We start from the raw sequence: 12,477 nt of genomic DNA, 5'->3' as shown, positions 1-12,477 counted from the left end.
TCAGCCGGTGATCGCCGGCGTGATCGTGAAGACGTGGCGCATGTAGTCGAGCAGCGTCGCGAGCATCCACGGTCCGGCGATCACGAGCGTCACCGCCACCGCGATCAGCTTCGGAATGAACGAGAGCGTCGATTCGTTGATCTGCGTGGCCGCCTGAAAAAGACTCACCACCAGACCGACGACCAGCGCGACCAACAGAAGCGGCGAGGCGAGCAAGAGCGCAACGTACATCGCCTGATGCGCCATCGACATGACGGATTCGGGTGTCATCGTCCTTCTTCCTTGATTTGAAACCTAAACAAAACTCTGTGCCAGCGAGCCGATCAGCAACTGCCAGCCATCGACGAGCACGAACAGCATCAGCTTGAACGGCAGCGCGATCGTCGCGGGCGACACCATCATCATGCCCATCGACATCAGCACGCTCGCCACCACCATGTCGATGATGAGGAACGGAATGAAGATCGTGAAGCCGATCTGGAAGCCCGTCTTCAGCTCGCTCGTGACGAACGAGGGCACGAGCAGCGAAAGCGGCACGTCTTCGGGACCGTTCATCGGCGGCGCCTTCGAAATCTTCGCGAAGAGCGCGAGATCGGTCTCGCGCGTCTGGCGCAGCATGAATTGCTTGAACGGCCCGACGCCGCGCTGCATCGCCTGGTCCATCGTGATCGTGCCGTCGGAAAAGGGCTTGTACGCGTCGTTGTAGGCGCGGTCGAGTACCGGCGACATCACGAAAATCGACAGGAAGAGCGCAAGGCCAACCAGCACCTGGTTCGGCGGCGTGCTCGACGTGCCGAGCGCCTGCCGCAACAGCGAGAGCACGATGATGATGCGCGTGAAGCTCGTCATCATCAGCACCATCGCGGGCAGGAACGACAGCATCGTGAGCAGCAGCATCGTCTGGACGCTGAGCGAATACGTCGTGCCGCCGTTCGGACCCGGGCTCGTGTTGAAGGCGGGCAGGCCCGCCGTGCTTTGCGCGAACGCCGCGTAGGGAAGGGCGGCGATCACCACCGGCAACGCCAGCTTTACACCACGCGCGATAAAACGACTGACCTGCATTTACTTGCTCCCGCCCGCGAATTTTTGCAGACGTTTTGTGGCTTCGCCCGCGAGGGCGTCGCGAAACCGTTGACCGAACGTGCCTTGCAACGTTTGCGTGGGCGCCGGCGTTTCGCCGCCGGTCGCGAGTGCGTCGGCCGATCCCGCGGGCATCGTGTGCAAGATCCGCACGTTGCCCGGACCCGCGCCGACGACGAGCCACGTATCGCCGATCTCGACGACCGCGACGCGCTCCTTGTTGCCGAGCGACGCACCGCCCACCACCTTCACGAGCCCGGTGCGCTTGCCGCCGTGATAGCCGAACTTGCGGGCGAGCCACGCGCAGCCGAACACGAAGCCGATGACGATGACGAGACCGAAGAGCGTCTGCAGCACCGCGCCGAAACCGAGCGACGGCACAGCCGTGCCCGCGCCGACGCTCGATGCGATCTGCGCGGCATGGTTGACGGCGTTCATGTCGGCGGCACGTGCGAGGAGCGGCACGGCAGCGGCGAGCGCGACGGCGAGGCGTTTCATCGATTCAGCTTCCGGATGCGTTCGGACGGCGTGATGATGTCGGTCAGGCGAATGCCGAACTTGTCGTTCACCACGACCACTTCGCCCTGCGCGATGAGGCAGCCGTTCACGAGCACGTCCATCGGCTCGCCGGCCATGCCGTCCAGTTCCACGACCGAGCCCTGCGCCAGCTGCAGCAGGTTGCGGATCGCAATCTTCGTGCGCCCGAGTTCCACCGTCATCTGCACGGGGATGTCGAGGATCATGTCTATGTCGTTGCGCGTCGAGGGCGCAGCGGCCTTCGAGAGCGGCTGGAACACGCCGGCCGTCGATGCCGCCGGCGTCTCGTTGCCATTCTGCTCGGCAAGCGCGCTTGCCCAGTCGTCCATCGCCATTTCGTCCTCGGTCTTCAGCGTATTCAGCGTGTTGCCAATACCGGCCGCGCCGGGCAACGTGCCTTCTTCCATCAAGTCACTCATATCCACCTTCCTTCAGCGTGTCCGTTGCGCTGATCATCTTTTGCACGCGCAACGCATATTGACCATTGAAAATTCCGTAACCGCATTCCATCACCGGCACGCCATCCACCTTCGCGACCACGGTTTCGGGCACGTTGATCGGCAGCACGTCGCCGACCCGCATGTTCAGGAGCTGCTCGAACGAGGAGCGGATTTCCGCGAGATCGACGGTCACTTCGACTTCGGCCGTCTGCACCTGCTGCGAGAGCACGCGCACCCAGCGGCGGTCCACTTCGAGCGCTTCGCCCTGGATCGGCGAGGAGAGCACGTCGCGGATCGGCTCGATCATCGAGTACGGCATGCAGATGTGCAGCGTGCCGCCCGTCGTGCCGAATTCGATCGAGAACTGCGTGACGATCACGATCTCGTTGGGCGTTGCGACGTTCGCGAACTGCGTGTGCATCTCCGAACGCACGTGCTCGAACTGCAGCGGCCGCACGCTCTTCCACGACGCGGAGTAGTGCTCGAACACGAGGCTCAGCAGCTTGCTGATGATGCGCTGCTCGGTCTGCGTGAACTCGCGGCCTTCGACGCGCGTGTGAAAGCGACCGTCGCCGCCGAACAGGTTGTCGACGACGAAGAACACGAGGTTCGGGTCGAAGACGAAGAGCGACGTGCCCCGCAACGGCTTCACATGAACCAGGTTCAAGTTGGTCGGGATCGGCAGGTTGCGGGTGAATTCGCTGTACTTCTGCACCTTCACCGGACCGACGGAGATTTCCGCCGAACGCCGCATGAAGTTGAAGATGCCGACGCGCATGAGTCGCGCGAAGCGGTCGTTGATGATTTCGAGGCCGGGCATCCGGCCGCGGACGATGCGTTCCTGCGTCGCGATGTTGTACGGGCGCACGCCGGCCGGCTTGGTTTCGTCGGAAACCTGGTCGACTTCGCCGGTGACGCCCTTGAGGAGGGCATCGACCTCCTCCTGCGACATGAACTCTTCGTGGCCCATCGATGTTCCTTTGCGCTGTGCTGTGCTGTTCGCGGGTGCCGTCGGCTTACTGGACGACGAATTCGGTGAACAGCACGTCGTCGACGCGCACAGGCTGCTCCGCCGTGCCAGCCGTCATTTCGATCGCGGTGCGCAGTTCGCCCGCGAGGGTGCGCTTGCCTTCGACGGTCGCGAGGTCGTCCGGGCGCTTGCCCGAGAGCAGCAGCAGCACGCGGCTGCGGATTTCGGGCATGCGCTCGGTGAGCGCCGCCTGGATTTTTTCGTCGTGCAGCTTGAGCGTGAGGCCCGTGCGCAGGTAGTGCATCGCGCCGTCGTCGGACTGCAGGTTGACGGTCAGCGATTCGAGCGGGAAGAACACGGGCGGCGGCACCGGCGCGGGTTTCGCGGGTCCGTGCGAGCCGAACTTGTTGATCGCGAAATACGCGCCGCCTGCGCCTGCGCCGAGCAGCACGGCCGCGCCGACCGCGATGACGATAATGCGCTTGAGCTTGCCGCTCTTCGCGGGAACGATGGATTGCTGGTTTGCGGTGGTGGTTGCCATGAGTGCGTACCTCTTTCTGTAGCCTGCATTGTTCGCGAAAGAGGCTGGCGGCGATGGGTCGAACAGAAGGGAGATTTGGGGCTAACTCGCGCGTTTAAGGTTTGCTGGCGCTTTGGGGACGCTGAGCGGCCGGTTTCGCCGTGCGCGTTCGGGGAGACGCGGGCTGCGCCGGTCGCCGGGCAGCTCAAACGACAATGGGCGCCTCGGCGCCCATTGTCGTTTGCAAATCGGATTGCGGCCTGCAGGCGCCGCGTCGATCAGGCGAAGGTATCCACCAGTCCGACCGTGCGGCGCAGCGGCATACTCGCCGTCGATCCGGCTTCGCCCGCGCCGCCGAGCGCCCCGACGCCGCGGCCATCCCGGCCGCCACGGCCCGAGCCCTGGTTCGCCTGCTGGTTTGACTGGCCCGACTGGCGCGCGAAACCGTCGTTCACGCTCGCGCTGCCGAGGCTGATGCCGTTCGCTTCCATCGCTTCGCGCAACTTCGGCAACGCCGCTTCCACCGCCTCGCGCACCTGCGCGTGCTGCGACACGAAGAGCGCGTGCGCATGGTTGTCGGCGACTTGCAGCGTCACCTGCAACGGTCCGAGATCCTTCGGATTCAACGTCAGTTCCGCACTCTGCTGGTGCGCATTCGACAGGAACACGACCTTCTGGCTGAACGCGTCGTCCCAGCCGGAACCGCCGACATGCGGCGCAATCGCCGCGCTCGTCGCGGATGCCAGCGTTCCTTGCACGCCCGACGCGCTCGTATTCGCGGTCGCTGTCGCCGACGCCGCCGCCAGCGCGCTCGCGTGCGCCGCTGCGTCAGCGGTCTGCTTGTAGGCTGCCGTGCCGTCGTCGGGCTGGATTGCGAGCGCCGCTGCCTGCGTGTTCGCGACGGCCGCCGCGTCGGCGGGTGTGGCCATAGCGGCGCTCTTGCCGTCGCCAAGCGCATTGCCCAGGCCGGTCGTCCGGTTCGAGCGGGCGAAGCCCGTGCCGGCGCCATCGGCAGTATTGGCGGAAGCCGTCGACGCCGCAGCGTTCGCCGGCGCCGCAGCCGGTGCATTGTTCAGCGCGGCGAGCGCCGCCTGCAACGCGTCCTGCGCGGATTTCGGATCGGCGGCGGATTTGCGTGTCGCGGACGTCGCTTTCGTGTCGCCGGTGGCGGTCGCATCGGCCGGTGCCGTCGCGGTGGTCGTCGTCTCGTCCGCCGTGCTCGCCAGCTCGGCCAGCGCCGCGTTCGCATCGGCTGCGGCGTCCGCGCGATTCTTCGCCGCCGCGGCCTGGGCGGCGGCCTTCGCCTGCGCATCGCCAGCGGCAGGCGGGGCGTCATCCTTCGCGTTCGCGCTGTCGGCGGACGACGGCTTGTCGCTCTTTTGTGCACCCTCGCTCTTGCCGGTCTGATCGCTCTGGCCGGCGGCTTGCGCCTGATCCGCGTCGCTCGTCGAATCCGACGCGGCGGTGTCGTCGTCGGGCTTGGGCGCGTCGTGCACGCTGCTGCGAGGCGCCGACGACATCGCCGACGATGCCGCGTCACGCGCCGCCTGGGCCTGCGCGTTCGCCTTGTCGGTCATGCTCTGCAGCGTCAGGCCGAAGGACGCGGATGCGCTGTTGTCGCGCGACGACGACACCGCTTTGCTCTTCGACACTGGCGACGCCGCGCCAACCGGCGCGCTGCCAAACGATACGGACGACATGTTTTCCCTCTTGAATTCTGTTTGATTATTCAGCCGCGTCCTGCGCGTCAGGCCTTTTCGGCCCGCATGCGCAGGATCTTTGCGGCGTGTTCGTCGGCGTCGCGCTGTTCGACGCGCGCCGCCTTCTTCTGGAGCACCGCTTCGCCGCGGGCCGCCAGCACTTCGTACGAGCCGAGCTTCTGCTTCTTCATGCGCCACTCGGGCTTGGCCGCCTCCAGCCGCTGCTCGCCCGCCGTGAGGAGCCCGCGTTGCTGGCCGATCGCGGCGTCGAGCGTATCGACGAAAGCCTGGAAGTTGCGCAGCGTCTGCGCCGTGGTCCCTTGCTGTGCCGACGCCGTGAACCGCGCGTGATACTCGTCGCGATAGGCGATGAGCGAATTCAGCTGCGCCTCGATCTCGTTGCGCTCCTGCTGGAGCTTGCCGAGTTTCTTGGTGGCGGCATCGAGTTCTTCTTCCGCGAGATTGATCAGCGTCTTGATCGGCAGATGTTTGGACATGAGCTTCAGTTTCCTCAGCTTCCTTGGTCGAATAACTGGTCGAGTTGGGCGAGGCTCGGCTCGAACGGCGCCTGTTCGCGGAATCCTTGCTGCAGGAACGCTTCCATGCGCGGATAGAGCGCGATCGCGCGGTCGAGCAGCGCGTCGCGGCCGCTCGAATATGCACCGACGTTGATCAGATCGCGATTGCGTTGATAACGCGAGAGCATCTGCTTGAACATGCGCACCCGGTCGAGGTGCTGGTCGTCGATCAGCGCGGTCATGGCCCGGCTGATCGACGCCTCGATATCGATGGCGGGATAGTGGCCGGCTTCCGCCAGTGAACGCGACAGCACGATGTGGCCGTCGAGAATGGCGCGCGCCGAATCGGCGATAGGGTCCTGCTGATCGTCCCCTTCCGTCAATACGGTATAGAACGCAGTGATGGACCCGCCGCCTTCCGGTCCGTTCCCCGTCCGTTCAACAAGTGCCGGCAATTTGGCGAAAACAGACGGCGGGTAGCCCTTCGTGGCGGGCGGTTCGCCGATCGCGAGCGCGATCTCGCGCTGCGCCATCGCGTAACGTGTGAGCGAGTCCATCAGCAGCAGGACATGCTTGCCCTGGTCGCGGAAATACTCGGCGAGCGAGGTCGCGTAGGTCGCGCCCTGCATCCGCAGGATCGGCGAGACATCCGCCGGAGCCGCCACGACCACCGACCGCGCGAGACCGTCCTCGCCCAGAATCTGTTCGATGAATTCCTTCACTTCGCGGCCGCGTTCGCCGATAAGGCCAATCACGATCACTTCGGCGCTCGTATAGCGCGCCATCGTGCCGAGCAGCACCGATTTACCGACGCCCGAGCCCGCGAACAGGCCCATGCGCTGCCCGCGTCCGACCGTCAGCAGCGAATTGATCGCGCGCACGCCGACGTCGAGCACCTTGTGGATCGGCTCGCGATTCAGCGGGTTGATGGTCGGCGCGGAGAGCGGCGCATCGACGCGGGCGCCGAGCGGCCCAAGCCCGTCGAGCGGACGGCCCGACGCGTCTACCACGCGGCCGAGCATTTCCCAGCCGACCGGCAGACGCTTCGCGCCCGCCATCGGATCGTCGATCGGCGCGCTTTCCAGCGGATAGACGCGCGCGCCGGGCAAAAGGCCCGCGACTTCGGTCGTCGGCATCAGGAAGAGCTTGTCACCCGCGAAGCCGACCACTTCGGCTTCGGCCATCGGAATCGAACTGCCGGCGGGCAGCTCGATCATGCATTCGGAGCCGACGCCGAGCTTCAGCCCGACCGCTTCCAACACGAGGCCGGCTGCGCGCGTGAGGCGTCCGCACGGACGCAGCGGGCGGGCGATGCCGCTCCGTGCCTTGAGCGCGTCGAGCTGCGCGCGCCAGCCGTCGAGATGCGGATTGCCGGCCAGATCGGCCAGTTGCACGATGGTTTGCGCCGCGCGTTCCTCGACGCTCGGTGCGGCGGCTTCGCCTTCGTTCAGAAGGGGCCCGAACGACGCGCGCGCGATTTCCTGTTCGAGTTCGCTCAGTCCGTCCTGCGTGATGCGACGCGCAGGTGCGCTCGGATGCAGATGTGCGTGCTGATGCGAGTTCACCACGGCTGGGTCCTCCCGAGTGCCGCCGCGACGCGCTCCCAGCGCGTGACGTTGGTCGCGTCGATTTCGCCGGTCGCGGCGTGCGCGCGGCAACCGCCGCGTTCGATCGCGGGATCCGTGCGCACGCTCCAGCCGGCGGCCTGAAGTTCTTCCTGCAAATACGCCTCGACGACCGGCAGATCCGCCGGATTCACCGTCAGGTGTGGCGCGCCGGCGAGCGCCGGTTCGGCGGCGATCACTTCGCGGGCAACGGCGAGAAGCGCCGTCGGATCAAGCGCGATATGCTGCTGCACGACCTGTTGCGCGATGTCGAGCGCGAGCGCAGTCAGCGATTCCGCGACCACTGCGTCGGCGGCCTGGAGCGCCGTCTTGAACGTGTCGGCGAGATCGGCGAGGCGCGCGGCTTCTGCCAGCGCTTCCTTGCGTCCTTCCTCGAAGCCCTTCGCGAGGCCCTGCTCGTAGCCGGCCTGATATCCCATCGCCTGTCCGGCGACATGCCCCTGCGCGAGCCCTTGCGCATGCGCGTCTTCCTGCACGCGGCGCAGATGGGCTTCGAGCGCGGCCTGCTCGGCGGCGCTGTTGTCGACCGTCACCGGATCGAACGACGCCATCTCCCAGCGCTGGTACGCCGAAAGTTGCGGCTTGTGCGCTTTCTGCGCGCGAGCAGTATCAGACATATGCATCCTCCGCCTTGCCGCCTAGCTGGATCTGGCCGTTTTCGGCGAGATTGCGCACGATCTGCAGGATCTTGCGCTGTTGCTGCTCGACTTCCGACACGCGCACCGGGCCGCGCGAATCGAGGTCTTCCGCGAGCAGTTCGGCCGCGCGCTGCGACATGTTCGACAGGAACTTCTGGCGTAGCGCGGGCTGCGCGCCCTTCAGCGAGACGATCAGCGTCTCGGATTCCACTTCCTTCAGCAGCAACTGGATCGCGCGGTCTTCGAGGTCGAGCAGGTTCTCGAACACGAACATCTGGTCGATGATCTTCTGCGCCAGTTCCGCGTCGTATTCCTTGACGTTCTCCAGCACGCCTTCCTCGTGATTGCTCGACATGAAGTTGAGGATTTCCGCCGCCGTGCGGATACCGCCCATCGGCGCGCGCTTCAGGTTGTCGGAACCGGAGAGGAGCGTGGTCAGCACGTCGTCGAGTTCGCGCAGCGCCGCCGGCTGGATGCCGTCGAGCGTCGCGATGCGCAGCAGCACATCGTTGCGCAGGCGTTCGGTCAAAAGCGACACGATTTCCGACGCCTGGTCGCGGTCGAGGTGCACGAGGATCGTCGCAATGATCTGCGGGTGCTCGTTCTTGATCAGTTCCGCGACGGCGCCCGAGTCCATCCACTTCAGGCCCTCGATGCCGCTCGTGTCGCTGCCCTGCAAAATGCGGTCGATCAGCGCGCCGGCCTTGGTTTCGCCGAGCGCCTTCGTCAGCACGGAGCGGATGTACTCGTTCGAATCGAGCGAGAGCGCCGTGTGTTTCTCGGCTTCGCTGACGAATTCCGTCATCACGTTGTCGAGCTGCTCGCGCGTGACGTTCTTGAGCGCCGCCATAGTGGCGCCGATCTTCTGCACTTCGCGTGGCGCGAGGTACTTGAAGACTTCGGCGGCTTCTTCCTCACCGATCGACATCAGGAGGAGGGCGGATTTGTTCAGGCCTTCAGCGTTCATCGGACACCCAATTCTTTACGACCGTCGCAACGATTCTCGGATCCTGGCGCGCGACCATGCGTGCGTAGTCGAGATTGCGTTCGAACTTGGCCTTGCTGCTTTCATGACCGAGGAGACTGACCTCGGCATCCTTGTCTTCTTCCGCCGTCTTGGTGTCGGGCATCGAAGGGCCGTCGAGCAGCGACAGCTCGTCCGGCGGCGTGAGCGCGGCGGGCGGCTCGGGCGGCGGGAACGCGCGACGCATCGCCGGCTTCACCATGCTGAAGTACAGGAACAGCGCCACGATGCCGATGCCGAGATACTTCGCGAGCTGGATGCCGCGCGCGATCATGTCCGGCGTACGCCACCACGGCACGTCCGGCATGACGTTGGTGTCGCCCGAGAAGGTGCTGTTCACGACGTTCACCGAGTCGCCGCGCTTCTCGTCGTAGCCCATCGCGTCCTTCACGAGTTGCTGGACCTGCGCGAGTTTCTCGGCCGACAGCGGGGTCATCGTGACGTTGCCCTTCGCGTCGACCTGCTTCTGGTAGTTCACCACCACCGCCACCGACAGCCGCTTGATGCCGCCCGTCGCCTGTTCGAAGTGGCGCACGGTGCGGTCGACTTCGTAATTGGTGGTCGTGTCCTTGCGCAGGTTGGTCGGCGTGGTTTTCACGGCCGCGCCCGTCGCGTCGGACGCCGGCGCCACGATCGGCGCGGAGGCAGGCTGTGGCGGCTGGTTCGACAGCGCGCCCGGCACGCCCGAGGCGCCGGCGCCCGAACTCTCGCTCGATTCGCTCGATTGCTGGCTGCGGATCGACGTCGCCTGCGGATTGGCGTTCGGGCCGTAGCTCTCGGCGGTCTGCTCGAGTTTCGAGAAATCGACGTCCGCGCTCACCTGCGAACGGGCGTTGCCCGACCCGAAAAGCGGCGCGAGGATTGCATCGATGCGCTTTTGCGTGTTGTGCTCGATCTGCTGGACGTATTTGAGCTGCGAGGCGTCGAGACCGCTGACGGCGCTTTGCTGCGTGAGCAGGTTGCCGTCCTGATCGACGATGTTGACGTTTTTTACCGGCATGTCCGGCACGCCGGAGGAAACCATGTGCGCAATCGCCAGCACCTGGCCTTCGTCGAGCACGCGTCCCGGATACAGGTTCACCATCACCGAGGCGGTCGGCAGTTCCTTCTCGCGGACGAAGACGGTGGGCTTCGGAATCGCGAGATGCACGCGCGCCGTCTTCACCGACGAGATCGAACCGATCGTCTTTTCGAGCTCGCCTTCCAGCGCGCGCTGATAGTTGACTTGCTCGGCGAACTGGCTGATGCCGAACTTCTGGTTGTCCATCAGCTCGAAACCCACCGAGCCGTTTTTCGGCAGGCCCTGGCTCGCGAGCCGCAGTCGCGTCTCGTGGACCTGCTCGGACGGCACCAGGATCGCGCCGCCGCCGTCGGACAGGCGGTACGGGATGTTGCCCTGCTGGAGCGCGGCAACGATTGCGCCGCCGTCGCGATCCGACAGATTGGAAAACAGCACGCGGTAGTCGGGCTGGCGCGACCACAACACGAGGCCGGCCACCACTGCCGCCAGGAAGGCGACCGCGACGATCAGCGGCATGCGCGGGTTCGAGCGGAATTGCGACAGCATCGGCATGCGCTGCGCGAGGCCGCCGAAATCGGCGCCGCCGAGGCTTGCGGCGGGCGCAGCGCTCCCGAGCGCGCCGGGCTGGGCGCCGGCCAGGCCCATTCTGGCGTCGGGCGTGATCAGGGAATTGTTGGGCGTATCCATTGCGTCGATGCTCTCCGAATCTTGTCGTCGTCCCGGTCGCGCCTTGAATCACGCGCCCATTGGAGACTTTCACGACAGGATTATCCGCAGACGGAAGCAAGTCGATTCGGCAAACAGAGCCGGGTTTTACCCCTTCTTTCACCGCTTTGGAAAACGCCCCGCTGCTATTCTTTTTTGCAATCGGTCGTACCGTATCGACGAACCGCCCAGACAGCGAGCAGATGTATACGCATTCCTCGTCTGCGGCTCGGGACAGCCCCGGTTCGAAGTCCTGCTTCACCCTCGATATGCCGCGTCCGGTTCCACTGTCATTCGGAGCAAACATGAATTCTTCCATCAACCCGCTGGGTTCCGCGCTCGCAGCACTGCATTCCATGGCCGCGCAGGCAACCGGCGGTACCGGCGCAACTGTCGCCACGGGCAGCGTGACGGGCACTTCGTCGTCGGGCGCGGTCAGCGCGGGCGGTTTTGCCGACGCGCTCAAGTCGTCGATCGAAAAGATCAGTGACAACCAGACCAAGGCACTCGGCGAGGCGCACGCGTTCGAAGTCGGCGCGCCGAACGTGTCGCTCAACGACGTGATGGTGGACATGCAGAAGGCGAACGTCGGCCTGCAGTTCGGTCTGCAGGTCCGTAACAAGCTCGTTTCCGCTTACAACGACATCATGCAGATCTCGGTCTGAACGTTCGCCCCGGGGACTCGCCGCGCCTCGCGCCGAGAGCCGGTTCGCCTTGTGGCCTAAAGCTTTTGCGCGTTTTTCCGATAACCCCGATAACAGCACGATGAACGGCAACGCAGGCGGCGCGCGGGGCCCGGCATCGGCGGCATCGATTCACACCGGGAACGCCCCGGCCGGCGCCTCGCAAAGCACGTTCGTTCGTGCGGCGAGACGCAAGGATCGCGGTGAGGCGTATCGGACGCATAAGGAGAACCACAGATGTATTCCCCAGGACACGCTGGAGCCAGCGCCTATGCGCGCGTCGGCCTTCAGACAGGAGTGACCGGCGCAAGCCCGCACCGGCTGATCGTGATGCTCTATCAGGGCGCACGTCAGGCGATCGCGCAGGCGCGAATGCATCTGCAGCAGGGCAATGTCGAGGGGCGGGGCATCGCCATCGGCAAGGCGATCAGCATCGTCGAGACCGGTTTGCAGCAGGCGTTGAACAAGGAGGCGGGCGGCGAGATCGCCGAGCGGCTGGACGCGCTGTATACATATATGACGCACCGGCTTCTGGAGGCGAACATGCGCCAGGACGAGCGGTTGCTGGTGGAGGTCGACGGCCTTCTCGCGACGCTCGAGGAAGCGTGGATAGGAATCGGACCGGAAGTGGCTCAGGCGGCCGCGGCGAACGCGGCGGCGCATGCCATATAAGAATGAAGACAACTGAAGAATATTTCGAGCATTACGAGGCCATTGCGGCACTTTCCGGCCAGATGCTCGTTGCCGCACGCAGCGGCGAATGGGGCGAGCTGAAGTCGATGCAGGTGGCGTACCGCCAGCTCGTCGATCGCCTGAAAGAAGTGGACAGCGGCTCCGAACTCGACGAAACCGCAAAGGCGCGCAAGCTCGATCTGGTGAAGCGGATTCTCGCCGACGACGCCGCCATCCGCGATCTGACGTCGCCGTCGCTCGCGCGCCTGTCGGCGCTGTTCACGACGAACAGCCCGGCGCGCGTGCTCAAGAAGATCATCGGGTTGCGCTAGACAACGCGGCAG

Annotated in this window: 15 protein-coding genes; 3 read left to right on the top strand and 12 right to left on the bottom strand. The window is 65.3% G+C overall.

Annotated elements, in window-relative coordinates; genetic code table 11:
- From fliQ to fliF, 12 genes are all read right to left on the bottom strand, one after another.
- Nucleotides 1–270, bottom strand: coding sequence for a flagellar biosynthesis protein FliQ (gene fliQ, locus AWB81_RS00480; RefSeq protein ID WP_062631940.1), 270 nt, complete (start codon nucleotides 268–270; stop codon nucleotides 1–3).
- A 24-nt stretch (nucleotides 271–294) separates the two neighbouring features.
- A complete protein-coding gene (gene fliP / locus AWB81_RS00475; protein WP_062631939.1) occupies nucleotides 295–1,062 on the bottom strand; it encodes a flagellar type III secretion system pore protein FliP in 768 nt (255 codons plus the stop codon).
- Nucleotides 1,063–1,578 (bottom strand): flagellar biosynthetic protein FliO, encoded by a 516-nt coding sequence (fliO, locus tag AWB81_RS00470; protein ID WP_062631938.1) that lies wholly within the window; start codon nucleotides 1,576–1,578, stop codon nucleotides 1,063–1,065.
- On the bottom strand, nucleotides 1,575–2,024 hold the full coding sequence (gene fliN / locus AWB81_RS00465) for a flagellar motor switch protein FliN (protein ID WP_374730463.1): 450 nt from the start codon (nucleotides 2,022–2,024) through the stop codon (nucleotides 1,575–1,577). The genes fliO and fliN overlap by 4 nt, the downstream gene beginning before the upstream one ends.
- Nucleotides 2,025–2,028: 4 nt before the next feature.
- Nucleotides 2,029–3,027: a flagellar motor switch protein FliM gene (fliM, locus tag AWB81_RS00460; RefSeq protein WP_062631937.1), complete on the bottom strand. Its 999-nt coding sequence runs from the start codon at nucleotides 3,025–3,027 to the stop codon at nucleotides 2,029–2,031.
- Nucleotides 3,028–3,073: 46 nt separating this feature from the next.
- A complete protein-coding gene (gene fliL, locus AWB81_RS00455; RefSeq protein WP_062631936.1) occupies nucleotides 3,074–3,568 on the bottom strand; it encodes a flagellar basal body-associated protein FliL in 495 nt (164 codons plus the stop codon).
- A gap of 257 nt (nucleotides 3,569–3,825) precedes the next feature.
- Nucleotides 3,826–5,247: a flagellar hook-length control protein FliK gene (locus AWB81_RS00450; RefSeq protein WP_062631935.1), complete on the bottom strand. Its 1,422-nt coding sequence runs from the start codon at nucleotides 5,245–5,247 to the stop codon at nucleotides 3,826–3,828.
- Nucleotides 5,248–5,294: 47 nt separating this feature from the next.
- On the bottom strand, nucleotides 5,295–5,744 hold the full coding sequence (gene fliJ / locus AWB81_RS00445) for a flagellar export protein FliJ (RefSeq protein WP_062631934.1): 450 nt from the start codon (nucleotides 5,742–5,744) through the stop codon (nucleotides 5,295–5,297).
- 14 nt (nucleotides 5,745–5,758) lie between these two features.
- Entirely contained in the window at nucleotides 5,759–7,330 is a 1,572-nt protein-coding gene (gene fliI / locus AWB81_RS00440; RefSeq protein WP_327371176.1) for a flagellar protein export ATPase FliI, read from the bottom strand.
- Nucleotides 7,327–8,007: a flagellar assembly protein FliH gene (gene fliH, locus AWB81_RS00435; RefSeq protein ID WP_062631933.1), complete on the bottom strand. Its 681-nt coding sequence runs from the start codon at nucleotides 8,005–8,007 to the stop codon at nucleotides 7,327–7,329. The genes fliI and fliH overlap by 4 nt, the downstream gene beginning before the upstream one ends.
- Nucleotides 8,000–8,995, bottom strand: coding sequence for a flagellar motor switch protein FliG (gene fliG, locus AWB81_RS00430; RefSeq protein WP_062631932.1), 996 nt, complete (start codon nucleotides 8,993–8,995; stop codon nucleotides 8,000–8,002). The genes fliH and fliG overlap by 8 nt, the downstream gene beginning before the upstream one ends.
- On the bottom strand, nucleotides 8,985–10,760 hold the full coding sequence (fliF, locus tag AWB81_RS00425) for a flagellar basal-body MS-ring/collar protein FliF (RefSeq protein WP_062631931.1): 1,776 nt from the start codon (nucleotides 10,758–10,760) through the stop codon (nucleotides 8,985–8,987). The genes fliG and fliF overlap by 11 nt, the downstream gene beginning before the upstream one ends.
- A 323-nt stretch (nucleotides 10,761–11,083) precedes the next feature.
- Between fliF and fliE the strand changes: the two genes are divergently transcribed.
- From fliE to AWB81_RS00410, 3 genes are all read left to right on the top strand, one after another.
- The gene (gene fliE / locus AWB81_RS00420) at nucleotides 11,084–11,443 is read left to right on the top strand and encodes a flagellar hook-basal body complex protein FliE (protein ID WP_062631930.1); all 360 of its coding nucleotides are present in this window, start codon (nucleotides 11,084–11,086) and stop codon (nucleotides 11,441–11,443) included.
- A gap of 255 nt (nucleotides 11,444–11,698) precedes the next feature.
- Entirely contained in the window at nucleotides 11,699–12,133 is a 435-nt protein-coding gene (gene fliS, locus AWB81_RS00415) for a flagellar export chaperone FliS (protein ID WP_062631929.1), read from the top strand.
- 2 nt (nucleotides 12,134–12,135) lie between these two features.
- Complete coding sequence (locus AWB81_RS00410) at nucleotides 12,136–12,465, top strand: flagellar protein FliT (protein WP_062631928.1); 330 nt, start codon at nucleotides 12,136–12,138, stop codon at nucleotides 12,463–12,465.
- The last annotated feature ends 12 nt before the right edge of the window (nucleotides 12,466–12,477 follow it).

This window comes from Caballeronia arationis, assembly GCF_001544975.2.
Taxonomy (GTDB): domain Bacteria; phylum Pseudomonadota; class Gammaproteobacteria; order Burkholderiales; family Burkholderiaceae; genus Caballeronia; species Caballeronia arationis.
Note: the sequence above shows the minus strand (reverse complement) of the source record. Positions and strands in the feature narration are given on the sequence as shown.